We start from the raw sequence: 18,450 nt of genomic DNA, 5'->3' as shown, positions 1-18,450 counted from the left end.
GTCGGCGATCTGCACTGATCGGCGCCCAGTATCCCGCCGACCCGGCTAGTCCGGGGGATCGGGGGCGACGACCAACCCCAGGGTGGTGACGAGCTCGACCGCCTGGGTGACGTCGATCCGGGCCCCGGCCAGCTCGGCGTCCCGCGGGTCGAGGGCGCTCAGGTCGCTGCCGCGCAGGTCCGCGCCGCGCAGGTCGATCCCCGAGAGCTCGGCGGCGGAGAGGTCCAGCCCCCGGAGCGTCGCTCCCGCGGCGCGCGCCCCGGTGAGGTCGGCCTCGCGCATGCGGGTGCCCGCGACCGTGACCCGGGAGAGGTCGGCGCCGGGCATCAGGACGAACGACCAGTCCCCGCCGTCGACGTCCAGCAGGTCGAAGGTGCACCGCGAGAACCGGCTGCCGACGACCTTGCAGGCGGTGAACCGCGCCTGGGAGAACGAGCACCCCGTGAACGAGCAGTTCAGGAAGGCGGCGTCGGTGAAGGTGGCGGCGGTGAACCGGCAGTCGACGAAGACGCAGTCGGTGAAGACGACGCCCTCGCCGGTGGCCTCGGTCAGGTCGACCGCGGCGAACCGCACCGCGGTGTGCTCCCGGCCGGAGAGGTCCTCCCCGTACCAGTCCACGTCGCGGATCTCGGACTCCGGCTGCGCTCCGGACACGGCTCAGCCCGTCTCGATCCGGCTGGCGACGCGGGCGGCGACGATCACCGGGTCGTACGTGGGCGAGAGCGGCGGGGCGTAGGAGAGGTCCGAGCCGGCCAGCTCCTCGGCGGTCATCCCTGCCCAGATGGCGGTGGCCAGCGTGTCGATCCGCTTGCCGCTGCCCGGCCCGCCGACGATCTGCGCGCCCAGCAGCAGCCCCGACCCGCGCTCGGTGATGATCTTGACCGCGATCGGCTCGGCGCCGGGGTAGTAGCCCGCCCGCGTCGTCGCCTCGATCGTCTCGGTGCGGTGGTCGAAGCCGGCCTCCTCCGCCTGAGTGGTGCACAGGCCGGTGCGGGCCACCTCCAGGTCGCCCACCTTCGTCGCCGCCGTCCCGAGGACGCCGGCGAAGCGCGCCGCCCGCCCGCCGACCACCGAGCCCGCGACCCGCCCCTGCTTGTTGGCGTGGGTGCCCAGCGCGACGTGGATCGCCTCGCCGGTGAGCCGGTGGAAGGTCTGCGCGCAGTCGCCGGCGGCGAGCACCTCGGGGTGCGAGCGGCTGCGCTGGGTGTGCGCGACGTCGATGCCGCCGGTGACGCCGATCGCCAGGCCCGCCTCGCGCGCGAGCGACGCCTCCGGGCCCATGCCCAGCCCGAGGACGACGAGGTCGGCGTCGTAGCTGCCGACGTCGGTGCGCACCGCGCGCGCCTGGCCGTCGGGGCCGACCTCGATCTCGCGCACCGGCTGGTTGCTCTGCACGTCGATGCCCATCGCGGTCATGGCCGCGCAGATCCGCTCGCCCATGTCGTCGTCGAGCTGCGCCATCGGCAGCGGATCGGCGAGGACGACGGTCACCGACAGCCCGCGGGCCAGCAGCACCTCGGCCATCTCCAGCCCGATGTAGCCGCCGCCGAGGACGACGGCCCGCCTCGCGCCGGCGCCGATCGCGGCCCGGATCTCGGCGCCGTCGGCCAGCCGGTGCACGCCGAAGACGCCGTCGGCGTCCAGCCCGGGCACCGGGGGGCGGGACGGTCGGCCTCCGGTGGCCACCAGCAGGTTGTCGTAGCCGTAGGTCTGGCCGTCGGAGGCGCGCACCTTGCCGGCGTCGAGGTCGATCTCCTCGGCGCGGACGTGCGTGCGCACCGCGATGCCGTCGGCCTCGAACTGCGCCGACGTGCGGGCGATGAGCGCGTCCCGGTCGGGCACCTGCCCACCGATCCAGTAGGGGATGCCGCAGGCGGAGTAGGAGACGTCCGGGCCCTGCTCGAGGACCACGATGTCCAGGTCCGACGCGGGTCGCAGCCGGCGCGCCTGCGCGGCCGCCGACATCCCCGCGGCGTCCCCGCCGATGACGACCAGCCGATCGGTGCTCACCGCCACAGCGTGTCACCTCCCGCCGACGTCCGGCGTCCCGGACCCGTCGCCTCCCCTCACCCCGGAGCCGGCCCGCAGCCGAACCGCCGGGAGCGGCTCAGCGGCCGGTGAGCTCCTGCACCGCGGCCAGGTCGCGCACGCCCGCGCGGCGGATGACCTTGCCCGGGTTGAGCAGGCCGTCGGGGTCGAGGGCGTCCTTGATGGCGCGGTGCACGTCGAGGGCGACGGGGCCGATCTCGCGCTCCAGCCAGTCGACCTTGATCGCGCCGACGCCGTGCTCGCCCGTGATCGTGCCGCCCATGGAGAGGCCCAGCTCGAGGATGTCGTCGAAGGCGGCGTAGGCGCGGTCCCGCTCGTCGGCGTCGGCCGCGTCGAAGGAGATGCAGGGGTGCATGTTGCCGTCGCCGGCGTGCCCGGTGACGCCGATGACCACCGCGCGCTCGCGGGCGATGGCGTCGCAGCCGTCGAGGAAGCTGGCGATCCGCGAGCGGGGCACGGCGACGTCGTCGACGAGCATGCCGCTGCGCAGCGCGGCCAGGGCCGGGAGCGCCATGCGGCGGGCCTGCAGCAGCAGGTCGCCCTCGGCGGGGTCGTCGGTGCTGTGCACGAAGTCAGCGCCCGCCTCGCGGCAGATCTGCGCCAGCGCCTCGATCTCGGCGGCCGCGGCCTCTCCCCCGGCGTCGGACTGCGCCACGAGCAGCGAGTGGGCGCCCCGGTCCAGCTCGGCCCGGAGCAGGTCGTCGACGGCGACGATGCAGGTGTTGTCCATGACCTCCAGCAGGCTCGGGACCAGCCCGCTGGTCACCACGCGCTCGACGACCTGGCCGGTCTGCGCCGTCGTCCCGAACGAGGCGGCCAGCGTGACCGGGCGGTGCGGTGCCGGGCGCAGCGCCAGCGTCGCCTCGGTGATGACGCCGAGCGTGCCCTCCGAGCCGACGAACAGCCGCGCCAGGTCGTAGCCCGCGACGCCCTTGACCGTGCGCCGCCCGGTGCGCAGCACCCGCCCGTCGGCCAGGACCACCTCGAGGCCCAGGACGTAGTCGGTGGTGACGCCGTACTTCACGCAGCAGAGGCCACCGGAGTTGGTGGAGAGGTTGCCGCCGATCGTGCACCAGTCGTAGCTGGAGGGGTCCGGTGGGTAGAACAGCCCGTGCCCGGCGACGGCGTCGCGCAGCGTCTTGTTGACGACGCCGGGCTGCACGACCGCGAGCCGGTCCTCCGGCGACACCTCGAGGACGGCGTCCATGCGGTTCATGACCAGCGTGATCGCGCCGTCGACGGCGTTGCTGGCGCCGGCCAGACCGGAGCCGGCGCCCCGCGGCACGACCGGGATCCCGTGCCGGGTCGCGACCTGCATCACCGCGACGACGTCCGCGGTGGTCCGCGGCAGGACGACGGCGGCGGGCGTGCCCGCGGGCGCCATCATCGCCATGTCGCGGGCGTACCCGGCGGTGACGTCGGGGTCGGTGAGGACGCCGTCGGCACCGAGCGCGTCCTGGAGGTCGGCGAGCCAGGCAGTGGTCACGGTCACACCGTAGGCCGTCCTCCCTCAGCTCCCGGCGTCCTCCCTCGTGGTGCGCGGTGAGGGAGGAAGCGCTGGGATCAGGTCACCTGATCCCAGCGCGGGAGCTCAGGCCAGGCCGAGGTCGGAGAGCTCGAAGGCTGCGCGGTACTCGAAGCCGGCCGCCTCGACGGCCGCGCGGGCGCCGCGGTCGACGATCACCGCGACGCCGATGACCTCGGCACCGGCCTCCTGCAGCGCCTCGGCGGCGGTGAGCGGGCTGCCGCCGGTGGTGGAGACGTCCTCGACGACGAGGACGGCGCGGCCCTCCACCTCGGGGCCCTCGATCCGGCGCTGCAAGCCGTGCGCCTTGCCCGCCTTGCGGACGACGCAGGCGTCCAGGAAGCCCTCGCCGGCGGCCGCGGCGTGCAGCATCGCCGTCGCCACCGGGTCCGCGCCGAGGGTCAGCCCGCCGACGACGTCGTAGCGCAGGTCGCCGGTCAGCTGCCGCATCACGCGGCCCACCAGCGGGGCGCCCTCGTGGTGCAGCGTGAGCCGGCGCATGTCGATGTACCAGTCGGCCTCGCGCCCCGAGGAGAGCGTCACCTTCCCGTGCACCACCGCGAGGTCGACGATGAGCTCGAGCAGCCGGTCGCGGTCGGGGATCGTGGGGGCAGCCGTCATGCGCTCGACCCTAGCCAGGGCCAGGATCGGTGCATGTCGACGTCGCGCACCCGCCTGGGCGCCCTGGCCGGGCCGCTCGCCGCCGCCGTCGTGGGCGGCGCGGCCACCGATCCCGGCAGCGCCTGGTTCCGGAGCCTGGACAAGCCCTCCTGGTACCCGCCACCGCAGGCCTTCGGCATCGTCTGGACCGGCCTCTACGCGGCGCTGGGCTGGGCCGCCGGCGAGGTGCGCGCCTCGGCCGGGCCCGAGAGCCGCCGGTCGTTCGACCGCGCCCACCGGGTCAACCTGGCGCTCAACGCCGCCTGGACGCCGGTGTTCTTCCGCGCGCACCGGCCGTGGCTGGCCGCGGCGGAGAGCGCCGCCCTCACCGTCTCCACCGTCGACCTCGCGCGGCGGGCCGGCCGGGTCCGCCCCGCGGCCGGCGCGGCGCTGCTGCCCTACGCCGCGTGGACCGCCTTCGCGACGGCGCTGACCGCGGCCATCGCGCGCCGCAACTGAGCGCCGCTCAGCCGGCGAGCACCTCGACGGAGTGCCAGCCGCTCGCTCCGGCCGGGAACGGGGCGGCGCGCTCGTCGGTCTGCACCTCGCCGTCGGTGCTCGTGGCCCGGACCGTGACCACGTGCCGCCCGGGCGCGAAGTCGTGCACCAGCACCCACTGCCGCCAGACGTCGGCGTCCAGCGCCGGGGAGAGCCGCGCCTCCACCCAGTCCCCGTCATCCACGCGGACCTCGACGCGGGCGATGCCGCGGGTCTGCGCCCACGCGACACCGGCGACCGCGCGGGGGCCGGCCGGGAACTCGCGCAGCATCTCAGGGGTGTCGATGCGCGAGGCGATCGTGATCGGCCCCTCGACCGCCCAGTCCCGCTTCACCCAGAAGGCGTCGACGGCGTCGAACGTCGTCGCCTCGATGCGGGTCAGCCACTTGCAGGCCGACACGTAGCCGTAGAGGCCGGGGATGACCATCCGCACCGGGAAGCCGTGGACGACGGGCAGCGGCTCGCCGTTCATCCCGAAGGCCAGCATCGCGTCCTCGACCTCGAGGGCGCTGCGCGTGGGGGTGCCGATGGTCATGCCGTCCTGGGAGCGGCACAGCAGCTGGTCGCTGGCGGGGCGGATGCCGTTCTCCCGCAGCAGCGCGGCCAGCGGGACGCCGAGCCAGCGGGCGCTGCCCGCGAGCGCGCCGCCGACCTCGTTGGAGACGCAGGTGAGCGTGATGTCGCGCTCGATGACGTCGGGCCGGCCGAGCAGGTCGTCGAGGGTGTAGCTGCGCGGCGCGTCGAACATCCCGGTCATCTCCAGCCGGTAGTCGGCCGGCCGGATGCGCGGGGCGACGAGCGCGGTGTCGATCCGGTAGAAGGCGCCGTTGCGGGTGACCAGCGGGGTGAGGCCCTCCACCTCGGCGGCGAGGTCGGCACCGGCGGGCAGCGGCGGGGCCGGCGAGGCGGGTACGGGCAGTTCCACGCCGGCGCGCAGGCTGGTGACCTCGGTGCGCCGCTGGAGCAGCCGGCCACCGCCCCCGGCGACGGCCGCGGCGCCCACGGCGACCGCACCGGTGACGACGAACCGGCGGCGGTCCAGCGCCCCGCCGTCCGGGTCGCCGTCCACCACCGCGCGGGACCGCCCCAGCGGGGCGAGCAGCGCCAGCAGCACGAGCACCCCGGCCACCGCGGCGGCGAGGGAGGGCAGCGCGTCCACGGCCTCGCCGGCCGGCCGGGTGACCGCGGCCAGCGCCCCGACCGCGCCGAGGACCAGGACGCCGAGGACGCCGAGCCGCCGGTCCCGCAGGCCCAGCACGCCCACGAGCAGCGCGTACGCACCCACGAGCAGCAGCGTCCCGACGACCAGGGCCACCTTGTCGGCCCGGCCGAACGTCTCGATGGCGAACGCCGTGACCGGCTCGGGCGTCAGCGCGATGACCGCGTCGCCGACGGCCACCACCGGCGACGACGCCGGCCCGACGAGGCCCGCGACCAGCTCCCCGGCGCCGAGCGCGACGAGCGCGGCGAGCAGGCCGGCGAGCGCGGCCAGGGGCGCCCGCCCGCGGGGCCGGTCCGGGCTCGCGAGGGGGTCCGGGATGGGCAGCGTCGTCGTCACACCCGTTGTTCGGGCCGGACGCCGATCGGGATGCATGCGGCGCATCATCGTCCGCCGCCCGACCGGGTGGATCTCCCCGGCCGGGCCCGCGGCGTCTGCCAGGCTGGGCGGGTGACGAAGCCCACTCCCACCGGCGGCACCGCGCCCGCTCCGGTGACACCGCCGTCGGTCCGGGTCGCCGTGGGCGTGATGGCGGTGCTCGCCGTCCTGCTGCTGGCCAACGCGGCGCTGCTCGGCTTCGGCTTCGACGTCGCGGTCGACCGGATCGTCGAGGACGCCGACGACGTCACCCGCGCCGAGGCCGAGCAGTTCGTGCTGCTCTCGCTCGTGCCGTACGCCGTCCTGGGCGTGGTGCTGGCGGTCGCCGCCGTCTTCGTGCCGCGCCGGCAGGGCTGGGCCCGGTGGGCCGGCGTGAGCGCCACCGGGCTGCTGGCCCTGCTGACCGTGGTCAGCGTGCTGGCGACCGGCGGGGTGAGCATCGCCTCGCTGCTGCTGCTCGTGCTCTCCGTCGCGGGCGTCACCAGCCTGCTGGCCGGCACCACCCGCGAGTGGATGGCGGGCGCGCCGGGCTGATCAGCGCCGCGGCCCGTACCGCCGCTGCCAGCCCGTGTAGCGGTACCAGGCGTTGCTCGGCTGGAGAGCCAGCAGCACGACGCCGGCCAGCGTGAGCAGCCAGCTGAACACGTTGAGCCCGTCGACGTAGCCGACGCCGGTCCCGCCGCCGAGCCCGGCGGTGCCGCTGAGGATCGACAGCCCGCCGAGCACCCAGAGCACCACGCGCGCCCAGTTGCGCCCGCGCCAGGCGAACCAGATGACGAGCAGGTAGACCGCGGTGAAGACGACGCCGATGACGAGGCTGAACTGCACGACGATCTCGGCGACGTCCTGCGCGGTCTCCCGCTCGCTGCCGCTGAGCCCCGCCCCGGCCCGGGCGATCGCCTCGTCGAGGATCTGGTCCCAGTTCGCGTACATGACCGCGGCCGCCACCAGCCCGAGGACGACGGTCGCGACGAACGCGCCGATCCCGGCGCGCACGGTCAGGGGCGCGGCTCGGGCGTACCCGGCGGGGGCGGGGGCACGTAGCCGCCGGAGCCGGGCCACTGCTGCCCCGGCTGCTGCCAGCCCTGCGGCGGGGGCGGCGCGTTCCAGCCCGGGGGCGGCGCGTTCCAGCCCTGCGGTGGCGCGTTCCAGCCCTGCGGTGGCGGCGGGGGTGCGTTCCAGCCGCCCGGCTCAGGTGCGCCGGAGCCGCCCTCGGGCTCGCCGTACCGGCCGCCCTGGTCGGACGTCATGCGCTGCCTCCCCGCCTCGGTGTGCGTACCGATCATGGCGGAGCGGGCGCCCGCCGGACCACACGGGACCCGGCGGGCCGCCCGGCTCAGCCGCGCGTGACGCTCAGCCCGGCGTCGCCGTCGGCGACGTCGGCCGGCCAGTCGACGACGACGTCGTCGCCGTCCCGGATCTCGCCGGCCAGCAGCGCCCGGGCGAGCTGGTCGCCGATGGCCGACTGCACCAGCCGGCGCAGCGGGCGTGCGCCGTACACCGGGTCGAAGCCGTTGAGCGCCAGCCACTCCCGAGCCGCGTCGGTGACCCGCAGCGTGAGCCGGCGGGCGGCCAGCCGCCGGGCGAGCACGCCGACCTGGATGTCGACGATCCCGGCCAGCTCCTCGGTGCCGAGCGCCCGGAAGACGACGACGTCGTCGAGCCGGTTGAGGAACTCCGGCTTGAAGTGCCCCCGGACGACCTCCTGCACCGCCTCGCGACGCCGCTCCTCGGGCACCGACTGGTCCGCGATGATCTGCGAGCCCAGGTTCGAGGTGAGGATCAGGAGGGTGTTGCGGAAGTCGACGGTGCGGCCCTGCCCGTCGGTGAGCCGGCCGTCGTCCAGCACCTGGAGCAGGACGTCGAAGACGTCGGGGTGCGCCTTCTCCACCTCGTCGAGCAGCACGACGGTGTACGGACGGCGGCGCACCGCCTCGGTGAGCTGGCCGCCGGCCTCATAGCCGACGTAGCCGGGGGGTGCCCCGACCAGCCGGGCCACCGAGTGCTTCTCCGAGTACTCGCTCATGTCGACGCGGACCATCGCCCGCTCGTCGTCGAACAGGAACTCGGCCAGCGCCTTGGCCAGCTCGGTCTTGCCGACGCCTGTGGGGCCGAGGAACAGGAACGAGCCCGTGGGCCGGTCCGGGTCGGAGACGCCGGAGCGGGCGCGGCGGACGGCGTCGGCGACGGCGCGGACGGCGTCGGGCTGGCCGACGACGCGGGCGCGCAGGCCCTCCTCCATCCGCAGCAGCTTGTGCGTCTCGCCCTCGAGCAGCCGCCCGGCGGGGATGCCGGTCCAGGCCTGCACGACCTCGGCGATGTCGTCGGGGCCGACCTCCTCCTTGAGCATGGAGTCGCCGGTCTCCACCGAGGTCTCCGCCTCGGCGAGGGACTTCTCCAGCTCCGGCAGCCGGCCGTAGCGCAGCTCGGCCACGCGGGCCAGCTCGCCGTCCCGCTCGGCCCGCTCGGCCTCCAGCCGCAGCCGCTCCAGCTCCTCCTTGATGGCCTGGATGCGGCCGATGGCGCTCTTGTCCTGCTGCCAGCGGGCGGTCAGCTCGGCGAGCTCCTGGCGCTTGTCGGCCAGGTCGGCGCGCAGCGCGGCCAGCCGCTCGATGGAGGAGGCGTCGTCCTCCTTGGACAGCGCCATCTCCTCGATCTCCAGGCGGCGGACGGCGCGCTCCACCTCGTCGACCTCCACCGGGCGGCTGTCGATCTCCATGCGCAGCCGGCTGGCGGCCTCGTCGACCAGGTCGATGGCCTTGTCCGGGAGGAACCGGGCCGTGACGTACCGGTCCGACAAGGTGGCGGCGGCGACGATCGCGGCGTCGGTGATCCGGACGCCGTGGTGCACCTCGTAGCGCTCCTTGAGCCCGCGCAGGATGCCGATGGTGTCCTCGACGCTGGGCTCGCCCACCAGCACCTGCTGGAAGCGGCGTTCGAGGGCGGCGTCCTTCTCGATGTGCTCGCGGTACTCGTCCAGCGTCGTGGCGCCGACCATCCGCAGCTCGCCGCGGGCGAGCATCGGCTTGATCATGTTGCCGGCGTCCATGGCCGACTCGCCGGTCGCGCCGGCGCCGACCAGCGTGTGCAGCTCGTCGATGAAGGTGACGACCTGCCCCTCGGCGTCGGTGATCTCCTGCAGGACGGCCTTGAGCCGCTCCTCGAACTCGCCGCGGTACTTGGCGCCGGCCACCATCGCGCCCAGGTCGAGCGACATGAGCCGCTTGCCCTTGAGGCTCTCGGGGACGTCGCCGGCGACCATGCGCTGGGCCAGGCCCTCGACGATCGCGGTCTTGCCGACACCGGGCTCGCCGATCAGGACCGGGTTGTTCTTGGTGCGCCGGGAGAGCACCTGCACGACGCGGCGGATCTCGGTGTCCCGGCCGATGACCGGGTCCATCTTGCCCTCGCGGGCGCGGGCGGTGAGGTCGACGGCGTACTTCTCCAGCGCCTGGAAGGTGCCCTCGGGATCCGGGGTGGTGACCTTCCGCGACCCGCGGACGGTGCGGAACGCCGCGAGCAGCGCGTCCCGGGTGGCGCCGGCGGCGGTGAGCACCGCGGCCGCCTCGCCGGTGGAGCCGGCCAGGCCGACCAGCAGGTGCTCGGTGGAGATGTACTCGTCGCCGAGGGCGCCGGCCTGCTCGCCGGCGTCGTTCATGACCCGCAGGAACTCCCGCGTCGGCGCGGGCGCGGGGACCGTCGCCCCGGTGACGCTGGGCAGCCGGCGCACGGCCGCGTCAGCCTTGCCGCGGACGTCGGCGGCGTCGGCCCCGACGGCCTCGAGCAGGGGCCCGGCGATGCCGTCGTCCTGTTCGAGCAGCGCGGCCAGCAGGTGCAGCGGCTTCAGCTCGGCCTGGCCACGTGCGACCGCGAGCCGCTGGGCGGCGGCGATGGCCTCCTGCGAACGGGTGGTCAGCTTGCTCTCCATGGCGCGGCGGTGCCTTTCTCGTCGTCGTGCACGGGCCGCCGCAGGCGCAGCGACCTCGTGATCGCCCGGTGCAACGACCGTGAAGTTGAGTCTGTTCCACTCAACCCTGTCGCGTCCACCCGCCGCCCCGGACGGTGGGCCCGTCCGCGCAGGCCCCTGGCCTCTGGACCGGCGCGCTCTAGACTCGCCGCATGACCGCCCTGCCGGCGCCGAGCGTGGCGCTCGACGACCAGCTCTGCTTCGCGCTCTACGCGGCCTCGCGGGCGGTGACCGCCCGGTACCGCCCGATGCTCGAGGCCATCGGGCTGACCTATCCGCAGTACCTCGTCATGATGCTGCTCTGGGAAGAGGACCACCAGACCGTCGGCCAGCTGGGCTCCCGCCTGGCGCTGGACAGCGGCACCCTCTCCCCGCTGCTCAAGCGGCTCACCGCGGCCGGGCTGGTCACCCGCCACCGCCGCGTCGAGGACGAGCGCTCGGTCGCCATCGCGCTCACCGACGCCGGCCGCGCGCTGCAGGACGAGGCCGTGGCCATCTCCGGGGAGATGATCGGCGCGATCGGCTTCGACAGCGGCGAGTTCGCCGAGCTCAAGGCGCGGCTCCAGGTGCTCATCGAGCGGGTGAACGGCGGAGAAGCCGTCTGCTGAGTGCGTGGACCGCGCGCGTGCCGGGGTAAGGCCCGGGGCGACGCGCCGTCCAGGAGCGGGTGGCGCCCGGCACGGGAGAAGTGACATGCCCACTCGGACCGCACGCACCGCCTGGAACGGCACCCTGCAGGAGGGCTCGGGTCAGGTCGAGCTCTCCAGCTCGAAGATCGGCACCTACGAGGTGTCGTTCCCGAAGCGGGCCGCCGACGAGGCCGGGGGCACCACCAGCCCCGAGGAGCTCATCGCGGCGGCGCACTCGTCCTGCTTCGCCATGGCGCTGTCGAACGAGATCGGCAAGGCCGGGGGCACCCCGACGGCGCTCGAGGTGACCGCCGAGGTCACCCTCGGCCAGAAGGACGGCGCCTCGGCCATCACCGGCATCGCGCTGACCGTCCGCGGCGAGGTCGACGGGCTCGACGCCGACGCCTTCCAGACCGCGGCCCAGGCGGCGAAGGTCGGCTGCCCGGTGAGCAAGGCGCTCGCCGGCACCGAAATCACCCTCGACGCGGCACTGGACTGATCCGACGACGACGGCGGCCCGCCTCCCTCCCGGGGAGACGGGCCGCCGTCGCGTCCGGGGCGGTCAGCCCCGGATGTCCGCGCGCTCCCGCTTCAGCCGCTCCTCGCCGCTCTCGGTGCCGAGCGCGATCTCGCGGATGAGCAGGATGGCGCCGACGGCGACCACCGCGACGATCGCCGAGATCAGGAAGATCCGGCCCGTCGCGTCGCCGTAGGAGACGCGGATCAGCGTCTGGATCGGCCCGGGTGCGTCGGCCAGGTCGGCCAGCCCGACGTCCTTCGAGCCGGCGGCCTCGGCGGCGCCGGGCGGCAGGCCCTCGCGGATGATCGTCCCGACCCGCGAGGTCAGGACGGCGCCGAGCACCGAGACGCCGATCGTGCCGCCCAGGCTGCGGAAGAAGGCCACGGCCGAGCTCGCGGCACCCAGGTCCGCGGCGGCCACCGTGTTCTGCACCGCGAGCACCAGGTTCTGCATCGTGGCGCCGATGCCGACGCCCAGCACGAACAGGAAGCTGCACAGCAGCACCATGTCCGTCTCGTGGTCGACCATCGAGAGCAGGCCGAAGGCGATGACGACCAGGATCGAGCCGCCGACCAGGAAGCGCTTCCAGCGGCCGGTGCGGGTGATCAGCAGGCCGGACACCGTCGAGGACAGCAGCAGGCCGCCGACCATCGGGACGGTGAGCAGACCGGCCGCCGTCGGCGAGTAGCCGCGGGAGATCTGCAGGTACTGACCGAGGAAGACCGAGGACCCGAACATCGCGATGCCGATCGCGATGCTGGCCATGATCGCCAGCGTCGTGGTGCGCTCGCGGAACAACCGCAGCGGGACGATCGGCTCCTTGGCGCGCGTCTCGGTGATCAGGAAGGCGACGATCGCGACCACGCCGCCGCCGACGAACAGCGCCGACTCCGTCGAGGCCCAGGCGAAGCTCCCACCGGCCAGGGTCACCCAGATCAGCAGCGCGGAGACGCCGGCGGTGAGGAAGGCCGCACCCATGTAGTCGATGTGCACGGTCCGCTTGGTGACCGGCAGGTGCAGCGTGCGCTGCAGCAGCACCAGCGCCGCCGCGGCGAAGGGGACGCCGACGAAGAAGCACCAGCGCCAGCCCAGCCAGCTGGTGTCGACCAGCAGGCCGCCGAGCAGCGGGCCGCCCACGGTGGCCACGGCCATGACGCTGCCGAGGAAGCCGGAGTACCGGCCGCGCTCGCGGGGGCTGATCATCGCCGCCATCGCGATCTGCACCAGCGCCTGCAGGCCGCCCAGGCCCAGGCCCTGGAGCACGCGCCAGGCGATGAGGGTCTCCACCGACTGGGACAGCCCGGCGGCCATCGAGCCGACGATGAAGATGACGATCGAGAGCTGGATCAGCAGCTTCTTGCTGAACAGGTCGGAGAGCTTGCCCCAGATCGGCGTCGAGGCGGTCGACGACAGCAGGGTCGCGGTGACCACCCAGGTGTACTGACCCTGGGAGCCGCGCAGGTCGGTGATGATCGTGGGGAGCGCGTTCGAGACGACGGTCGAGGACAGGAACGCCACGAACATCGCCAGCATCATCCCGGACAGCGCCGAGAGGATCTGCCGGTGCGTCATCTGGCCCTGCTGCTCGGCGGGCGCGGGGGCGGCCGGCCGGTCGACGGTGCTGGTCATGGATCTCCTGGACTGCTGGGACGAGCGTTCGTGGACGGCGGGGCGGGTGCGGGTCACCGGTCGGCCCCGATGGGCTGCCGGGCGCCGGGGTGCACGGGCAGGGCGACCTCGATGTCGGTCCGCAGCCGGTCGAGCAGGTCGGTGAGCAGGCGGGCGTCGCGCTCGTCCCAGCCGGAGAGCGCGGTCAGCGCCCAGTCGGCGCGCACGGCCCGCGTGCCGGCGAGCGCCGCAGCACCCTGCGGCGTGAGGCGGAGCAGAGAGGCCCGCCCGTCGCGCGGGTCGGGGTGGCGCTCGACGTAACCGGAGCGCTCGAGGACGGCGAGCTGCCGGCTGGCGACGGAGACGTCGATGCCGGCGCGGGCGGCGAGGGCGCTGCAGCGCTGGTCGCCGTCCTGCTCGAGGGGCAGGAGCAGCGTCCAGCCGTAGGAGGGCAGCTCGCCGTAGAGCTGGGCGGCGGCGCGCGTGCTGACGTGCCGGCCCGTGCGGATGAGCTGGGCGATGCTGGCGGTCAGCCGGTCCCGCGTGTCGGGACTGATGGGCATGAGCGGGGTTCCTGACGGTCGAGACGTGTGCAGAGTGCAACCATAAACCCGTTGGTTGTGGTCTGCAACGAATCGCGCGTCACACGGCGGCCGCCGTCACCCGGTCACGTCGTGGGCTCGTCCCCGTCCTCGCGCTCGCGGGCCTCGCCCAGCCGGTTCAGCCGGTGCAGCAGCTCGGCCAGGGTGGCGACGTCGGTCGTCGGCCAGTGGCCGAGGTCGGACTCCCAGCGCTCGCGCCGGGCGGTGCGGATCAGCGCCAGCCGGGCCGCCCCCTCCGCGGACGGCGTCAGCACCTGGGCGCGGCCGTCGTCGGGGTCCGGGCTGCGGTCGACCAGGCCGAGGGCGACGAGGCTGGACACCTGCCGGCTCACCGTGCTCTTGTCCAGGCCCAGCCGGGCGACCAGGTCGCTGGCGCGCAGCGGGCCGGCGTCCTGCAGCAGCGCCAGCAGGCCGAAGGCCGCGCCGTCCAGGTCGGGGTGCAGCTGGCCGGCCAGCCGGGCGGACATGGCCCGCGAGCGGCGCAGCAGCAGGCCGATCTCCCGCTCCAGGGCGACGAACGCCTCGTGCGCGTCGGCCTCGGTCACCGGCTGCTCCTCGGGCGCCACACGACCAGGGCAGAGCTCGGCCGGCGCTGCGGCACCAGGTCGGCCCGGTAGGCCGCGGAGATCGCGGCCTCGGCGGCGATCCGGCCGCGCTCGCTGTGCTCGAGCTCGTCGAGCAGCTCGTGGACGCGCGCCTGGAGCGCCTCGACCTGCGACTCCAGCTCGATGATCCGCTTGATCCCGGCGAGGTTGACGCCGTCCTCCTGCGAGAGGCGCTGCACCTCGCGGAGCAGCGCCACGTCCCGCGGCGAGTAGCGCCGCCCGCCACCCGCGGTGCGCCCCGGGCTGACCAGCCCCAGTCGGTCGTACTGGCGCAGCGTCTGGGCGTGCATGCCGGCGAGCTCGGCCGCCACCGAGATGACGAACACGGGCGCGTCCTCGGCGACGGACCGCGCCGCCCCCTGGGTGGGGTCGACGGCTCCGGTCACCGCTCGGCTCCCGCCTGGAGGGCCGCGGTGATCTGCGGCCGCGGGTCCTCGTCCATCTCCGCGGCCAGGTTCTCGATCAGCGCCCGCTGGGCCGGGGTGAGGCGCACCGGCACCGCGACGTCGAGGGTCACCAGCAGGTCGCCGGCGCGGCCCTTGCCCGGGACGCCCCGCCCGCGCACCCGCAGCGTGCGGCCGCTGGCGGTGCCGGCGGGCACCTTGAGCGAGACCGTCCCGTCGAGGGTGGGCACGGTGAGCGTCGTCCCCAGCGCCGCCTCGGCGAAGGTGATCGGCACGGTGAGCGTGAGGTCGGCGTCCTTGCGGCCGAACAGCGCGTGCTCGGCGACGTGGACGACGACGAACAGGTCACCGGCCGGCCCCCCGCGCCGACCCGGGGCGCCCTTGCCGGCCAGCCGGATGCGCTGGCCGTCCTTGACGCCGGACGGGATGCGGACGGTGATCGTCCGGGTCTGGCTGGTGATGCCGCTGCCCGAGCAGGTCGGGCAGGGGTCGTCGACGACGGAGCCGGTGCCGCGGCAGGTGCGGCACGGCTCGGAGAACGCGAACGCCCCCTGGCTGCGGCTGGTCACGCCGGCGCCCTGGCACACCGGGCAGGTGTGCGGGCTGGTGCCGGGCTTCGCGCCGCTGCCCGCGCAGGTCGGGCAGCTGCCCGGGCTCTGCATGCGCAGCGGCACGGTGACGCCGAGGACCGCCTCCTCGAAGGAGAGCGTCGCCTCGGTCTCGACGTCCTGACCGCGGGCCGGGCCGGAGGCGGCCTGACTGCGCGCCCGGGCCCCGCCCGCCGCCCCGCCGAACAGCCCGCCGAGCAGGTCGCCCAGCCCGGCGCCGCGCGCGCCGGCGGCACCCGCGCCGCCGGCCGCGCCGCCGTTGAACAGGTCGCCGAAGTCGAAGGTCTGCCCACCGCCGGGGAAGCCGCCCCCGCCGGGGAACCCGGCGCGAGCGCCGGCCCCGCCGGCGCCGAACAGCCGCCGCGCCTCGTCGTACTCGCCGCGCCGCTTCGGGTCGGAGAGCACGTCGTAGGCCTCGGAGACCTCCTTGAACCGGGTCTCGGCCTCGGCGTTGCCCGGGTTCTTGTCCGGGTGCAGCTCCTGCGCCAGCTTGCGGTAGGCCTTCTTGATCTCCGCCGCGTCGGCGCTCTGGGAGACGCCCAGTGCGCCGTAGTAGTCCTTCTCGATGAAGTCCCGTGTGCTCATCGGGTGCCCCCCTCCCTGTCGATCAGCCGGACGCCGCGGCGTCCGGGTCGGCCGGGGCCGCGCCGTCGCCGGCGGGCACCGGGTTCTCCGGGTCGGTCACCGCGACCATCGCCGTCCGCAGCACGCGCTCACCGCGGCGGAAACCCTGCCGCAGCACCGTCGTCGCCGTCGGCACCGCCACGTCGGGGGACGTGTCGTGCATGACCGCCTCGTGCAGCGACGGGTCGAACGCGTCGCCGGCCACGCCGAACGCCTCGACGCCCAGGCCGTCGAGCAGGCCCAGGACGCGGTCGGCGACCAACTTGAACGCGCCGGTCAGGTCGCCGTGGTCCCGCGCCCGCTCGATGTCGTCGACGATCGGGAACAGGCCGGCGGCGAACCGCTCGGCCGCCTGGTCGACGACCACGGTGCGGTCGCGGTCCACCCGGCGCCGGTAGTTGGCGTACTCGGCGGTGACCCGCTGGAGGTCCTCGGTGCGCTCGGCCAGCTGCTGGGCGAGGTCGTCCCCGCCCCCTGCGGCCACCGGCTCCGGCGCCTGGTCCTCCACGGGCATGTCGTGCTCGCTCATCTGCTCCCCTGCGACGGTCGGGCCGGGCGGCGTGGCGGGGCCGGCGCCGGCCGGCTGCTCGCCGGCCGGCGCCCGCACCTCACCGCTGATCGGGTCGATGCGCCGCTTGTCGCGGATGACGACCCGCGGCTGCTCTTCCCCGGAGGTCATCGCTTGTCGGTGTCCTCGTCCACGATCTCGGCGTCGACGACGTCGTCGTCGTCACCCGCCGGGGCACCGGCCTGCTCGCCCGCCTCGGCGCCGGGGGCACCGGCCGCGCCGGCCTCGCCCGCCTGGGCGTAGAGCGCGCCGCCGACCTCCTGGGAGACCCGGGCGACCTTCTCCTGCGCGGTCTTGATCGCCTCGATGTCCGAGCCGCCGAGCGCGCTGCGCAGGTCGGTGAGGGCCTCGCCGAGCTCGTCCTTCTTGTCGGCCGGGATCTTGTCGCCGTTCTCGGCCAGGAACTTCTCGGTCTGGTACTGCAGCGACTCCGCCAGGTTGCGGGTCTCCGCCTCCTCGCGGCGCTTCTTGTCCTCCTCGGCGTGCGCCTCGGCGTCCTTCATCATCCGCTCGATGTCGTCCTTGGGCAGGGCCGAGCCGCCGGTGATGGTCATCGACTGCTCCTTGCCGGTGCCCAGGTCCTTCGCGGTGACGTGGACGATGCCGTTGGCGTCGATGTCGAAGGCGACCTCGATCTGCGGGACGCCGCGGGGCGCCGGCGGCAGACCGGTGAGCTCGAACATGCCGAGCTTCTTGTTGTACATCGCCATCTCGCGCTCGCCCTGGAACACCTGGATCTGCACCGACGGCTGGTTGTCGTCCGCCGTCGTGAAGATCTCGGAGCGCTTCGTCGGGATCGTGGTGTTGCGCTCGATCAGCTTGGTCATGATCCCGCCCTTGGTCTCGATGCCCAGGGAGAGCGGGGTGACGTCGAGGAGCAGCACGTCCTTGACCTCGCCGCGGAGGACACCGGCCTGCAGCGCGGCGCCGATGGCCACGACCTCGTCCGGGTTGACGCCCTTGTTGGGCTCCTTGCCGCCGGTCAGCTCCTTGACCAGGTCGCTGACGGCCGGCATGCGGGTCGAGCCACCGACGAGGACGACGTGGTCGATCTGGCCGACCGAGATGCCGGCGTCGCGGACCACCTGGTTGAACGGCGCGCGGGCCCGGTCGAGCAGGTCCTGCGTCATGCGCTGGAACTCGGCGCGGGTGATCGTGACGTCGAGGTGCAGCGGGCCCTCGGCACCGGCGGTGATGTACGGCAGGTTGATGTTCGTCGACTGCGCGCCGGAGAGCTCGATCTTCGCCTTCTCCGCGGCCTCGCGGATCCGCTGCATCGCCAGCTTGTCCTTGGACAGGTCGATGCCGTTCGAGGCGTTGAAGGTCTTGACCAGGTGGTCCATGACCTTCTGGTCCCAGTCGTCGCCACCGAGGTGGTTGTCACCGGCGGTCGCCTTGACCTCGATGACGCCGTCGCCGATCTCGAGCAGCGAGACGTCGAAGGTGCCACCACCGAGGTCGAACACGAGGATCGTCTGCTCGGTCTCGCCCTTGTCCAGGCCGTAGGCCAGCGCGGCCGCGGTCGGCTCGTTGACGATGCGCAGGACGTTGAGGCCCGCGATCTCACCGGCCTCCTTGGTGGCCTGGCGCTGCGCGTCCTCGAAGTAGGCCGGCACGGTGATGACGGCGTCGGTCACCGGCTCGCCCAGGTAGGTCTCGGCGTCCCGCTTGAGCTTCTGCAGCGTGCGGGCGCTGATCTCCTGCGCGGTGTACTTCTTGCCGTCGATCTCGTCGGTGGTCCACGTCGTGCCCATGTGGCGCTTGACGGACCGGATCGTGCGGTCGACGTTCGTGACCGCCTGGTTCTTGGCCGACTGGCCGACGAGGACCTCGCCGTTCTTGGCGAAGGCGACGACCGACGGGGTCGTGCGCGAGCCCTCGGAGTTGGCGATGACCGTGGGCTCGCCGCCCTCGAGGACCGTGACGACGGAGTTCGTGGTGCCGAGGTCGATACCGACAGCTCGTGCCATGGGGATGGCCTCTCTT

At 74.3% G+C, this 18,450-nt stretch carries 19 protein-coding genes; 4 read left to right on the top strand and 15 right to left on the bottom strand.

The window, feature by feature from the left end; all coding sequences use genetic code 11:
* Nucleotides 1-45 precede the first annotated feature (45 nt).
* From JKP76_RS23320 to pyrE, 4 genes are all read right to left on the bottom strand, one after another.
* On the bottom strand, nucleotides 46-654 hold the full coding sequence (locus JKP76_RS23320; RefSeq protein ID WP_200490013.1) for a pentapeptide repeat-containing protein: 609 nt from the start codon (nucleotides 652-654) through the stop codon (nucleotides 46-48).
* A 3-nt stretch (nucleotides 655-657) separates the two neighbouring features.
* Complete coding sequence (locus tag JKP76_RS06325) at nucleotides 658-2,010, bottom strand: FAD-dependent oxidoreductase (RefSeq protein WP_200490012.1); 1,353 nt, start codon at nucleotides 2,008-2,010, stop codon at nucleotides 658-660.
* 97 nt (nucleotides 2,011-2,107) lie between these two features.
* Nucleotides 2,108-3,535, bottom strand: coding sequence for an FAD-linked oxidase C-terminal domain-containing protein (locus tag JKP76_RS06320; protein WP_309232860.1), 1,428 nt, complete (start codon nucleotides 3,533-3,535; stop codon nucleotides 2,108-2,110).
* A gap of 105 nt (nucleotides 3,536-3,640) precedes the next feature.
* A complete protein-coding gene (pyrE, locus tag JKP76_RS06315; RefSeq protein ID WP_200490010.1) occupies nucleotides 3,641-4,195 on the bottom strand; it encodes an orotate phosphoribosyltransferase in 555 nt (184 codons plus the stop codon).
* 33 nt (nucleotides 4,196-4,228) lie between these two features.
* On the opposite strand from pyrE, the gene JKP76_RS06310 reads away from it, so the two are divergent.
* Nucleotides 4,229-4,693 (top strand): TspO/MBR family protein, encoded by a 465-nt coding sequence (locus JKP76_RS06310; RefSeq protein ID WP_200490009.1) that lies wholly within the window; start codon nucleotides 4,229-4,231, stop codon nucleotides 4,691-4,693.
* Nucleotides 4,694-4,700: 7 nt separating this feature from the next.
* On the opposite strand, the gene JKP76_RS22235 is transcribed toward JKP76_RS06310, so the two are convergent.
* On the bottom strand, nucleotides 4,701-6,290 hold the full coding sequence (locus JKP76_RS22235) for a molybdopterin-dependent oxidoreductase (protein WP_200490008.1): 1,590 nt from the start codon (nucleotides 6,288-6,290) through the stop codon (nucleotides 4,701-4,703).
* A 111-nt stretch (nucleotides 6,291-6,401) separates the two neighbouring features.
* Between JKP76_RS22235 and JKP76_RS06300 the strand changes: the two genes are divergently transcribed.
* A complete protein-coding gene (locus JKP76_RS06300; RefSeq protein ID WP_200490007.1) occupies nucleotides 6,402-6,863 on the top strand; it encodes a hypothetical protein in 462 nt (153 codons plus the stop codon).
* Here the strand turns inward: JKP76_RS06300 and JKP76_RS06295 are convergent, their stop codons facing one another.
* The 3 genes from JKP76_RS06295 to clpB form a co-directional block, all read right to left on the bottom strand.
* Nucleotides 6,864-7,325 (bottom strand): hypothetical protein, encoded by a 462-nt coding sequence (locus JKP76_RS06295; protein ID WP_200490006.1) that lies wholly within the window; start codon nucleotides 7,323-7,325, stop codon nucleotides 6,864-6,866. It abuts the gene before it with no gap.
* Nucleotides 7,326-7,327: 2 nt separating this feature from the next.
* Nucleotides 7,328-7,579, bottom strand: coding sequence for a hypothetical protein (locus tag JKP76_RS06290; protein WP_200490005.1), 252 nt, complete (start codon nucleotides 7,577-7,579; stop codon nucleotides 7,328-7,330).
* An 86-nt stretch (nucleotides 7,580-7,665) separates the two neighbouring features.
* Nucleotides 7,666-10,257: an ATP-dependent chaperone ClpB gene (gene clpB, locus JKP76_RS06285; protein WP_200490004.1), complete on the bottom strand. Its 2,592-nt coding sequence runs from the start codon at nucleotides 10,255-10,257 to the stop codon at nucleotides 7,666-7,668.
* A gap of 191 nt (nucleotides 10,258-10,448) precedes the next feature.
* On the opposite strand from clpB, the gene JKP76_RS06280 reads away from it, so the two are divergent.
* On the top strand, nucleotides 10,449-10,904 hold the full coding sequence (locus tag JKP76_RS06280) for a MarR family winged helix-turn-helix transcriptional regulator (RefSeq protein WP_200490003.1): 456 nt from the start codon (nucleotides 10,449-10,451) through the stop codon (nucleotides 10,902-10,904).
* A gap of 85 nt (nucleotides 10,905-10,989) precedes the next feature.
* Nucleotides 10,990-11,424 (top strand): OsmC family protein, encoded by a 435-nt coding sequence (locus JKP76_RS06275; RefSeq protein WP_200490002.1) that lies wholly within the window; start codon nucleotides 10,990-10,992, stop codon nucleotides 11,422-11,424.
* 63 nt (nucleotides 11,425-11,487) lie between these two features.
* Here JKP76_RS06275 and JKP76_RS06270 read toward each other — a convergent pair whose 3' ends face one another.
* The 7 genes from JKP76_RS06270 to dnaK all read right to left on the bottom strand — a co-directional run bounded on the left by JKP76_RS06270 (nucleotide 11,488) and on the right by dnaK (nucleotide 18,434).
* Nucleotides 11,488-13,074 (bottom strand): MFS transporter, encoded by a 1,587-nt coding sequence (locus JKP76_RS06270; RefSeq protein WP_242471203.1) that lies wholly within the window; start codon nucleotides 13,072-13,074, stop codon nucleotides 11,488-11,490.
* A 53-nt stretch (nucleotides 13,075-13,127) separates the two neighbouring features.
* The gene (locus JKP76_RS06265) at nucleotides 13,128-13,616 is read right to left on the bottom strand and encodes a MarR family winged helix-turn-helix transcriptional regulator (protein ID WP_200490001.1); all 489 of its coding nucleotides are present in this window, start codon (nucleotides 13,614-13,616) and stop codon (nucleotides 13,128-13,130) included.
* A gap of 104 nt (nucleotides 13,617-13,720) precedes the next feature.
* Nucleotides 13,721-14,200: a MarR family transcriptional regulator gene (locus JKP76_RS06260; RefSeq protein ID WP_200490000.1), complete on the bottom strand. Its 480-nt coding sequence runs from the start codon at nucleotides 14,198-14,200 to the stop codon at nucleotides 13,721-13,723.
* On the bottom strand, nucleotides 14,197-14,550 hold the full coding sequence (locus JKP76_RS06255; protein ID WP_200491299.1) for a heat shock protein transcriptional repressor HspR: 354 nt from the start codon (nucleotides 14,548-14,550) through the stop codon (nucleotides 14,197-14,199). Before JKP76_RS06255 ends, JKP76_RS06260 begins: the two co-directional genes overlap by 4 nt.
* Nucleotides 14,551-14,642: 92 nt before the next feature.
* A complete protein-coding gene (gene dnaJ, locus JKP76_RS06250) occupies nucleotides 14,643-15,857 on the bottom strand; it encodes a molecular chaperone DnaJ (RefSeq protein ID WP_200489999.1) in 1,215 nt (404 codons plus the stop codon).
* Nucleotides 15,858-15,879: 22 nt separating this feature from the next.
* Entirely contained in the window at nucleotides 15,880-16,575 is a 696-nt protein-coding gene (grpE, locus tag JKP76_RS06245; RefSeq protein ID WP_200489998.1) for a nucleotide exchange factor GrpE, read from the bottom strand.
* Nucleotides 16,572-18,434: a molecular chaperone DnaK gene (gene dnaK / locus JKP76_RS06240; RefSeq protein WP_200489997.1), complete on the bottom strand. Its 1,863-nt coding sequence runs from the start codon at nucleotides 18,432-18,434 to the stop codon at nucleotides 16,572-16,574. The genes grpE and dnaK overlap by 4 nt, the downstream gene beginning before the upstream one ends.
* Nucleotides 18,435-18,450: the final 16 nt, after the last annotated feature.

It is taken from the genome of Blastococcus sp. TML/C7B, from assembly GCF_016612845.1.
Lineage (GTDB): Bacteria > Actinomycetota > Actinomycetes > Mycobacteriales > Geodermatophilaceae > Blastococcus.
This window is presented reverse-complemented; position numbering and strand designations above follow the sequence as displayed.

Coding starts and splice junctions, on each gene's coding strand:
- JKP76_RS06270 (WP_242471203.1), bottom strand. CDS start 13,074: ATGACCAGCACCGTCGACCGGCCGGCCGCCCCCGCGCCCGCCGAGCAG.
- dnaJ (WP_200489999.1), bottom strand. CDS start 15,857: ATGAGCACACGGGACTTCATCGAGAAGGACTACTACGGCGCACTGGGC.
- JKP76_RS06310 (WP_200490009.1), top strand. CDS start 4,229: ATGTCGACGTCGCGCACCCGCCTGGGCGCCCTGGCCGGGCCGCTCGCC.
- JKP76_RS06275 (WP_200490002.1), top strand. CDS start 10,990: ATGCCCACTCGGACCGCACGCACCGCCTGGAACGGCACCCTGCAGGAG.
- JKP76_RS06280 (WP_200490003.1), top strand. CDS start 10,449: ATGACCGCCCTGCCGGCGCCGAGCGTGGCGCTCGACGACCAGCTCTGC.
- JKP76_RS06255 (WP_200491299.1), bottom strand. CDS start 14,550: ATGCACGCCCAGACGCTGCGCCAGTACGACCGACTGGGGCTGGTCAGC.
- grpE (WP_200489998.1), bottom strand. CDS start 16,575: ATGACCTCCGGGGAAGAGCAGCCGCGGGTCGTCATCCGCGACAAGCGG.
- JKP76_RS06290 (WP_200490005.1), bottom strand. CDS start 7,579: ATGACGTCCGACCAGGGCGGCCGGTACGGCGAGCCCGAGGGCGGCTCC.
- clpB (WP_200490004.1), bottom strand. CDS start 10,257: ATGGAGAGCAAGCTGACCACCCGTTCGCAGGAGGCCATCGCCGCCGCC.
- JKP76_RS06265 (WP_200490001.1), bottom strand. CDS start 13,616: ATGCCCATCAGTCCCGACACGCGGGACCGGCTGACCGCCAGCATCGCC.
- dnaK (WP_200489997.1), bottom strand. CDS start 18,434: ATGGCACGAGCTGTCGGTATCGACCTCGGCACCACGAACTCCGTCGTC.
- pyrE (WP_200490010.1), bottom strand. CDS start 4,195: ATGACGGCTGCCCCCACGATCCCCGACCGCGACCGGCTGCTCGAGCTC.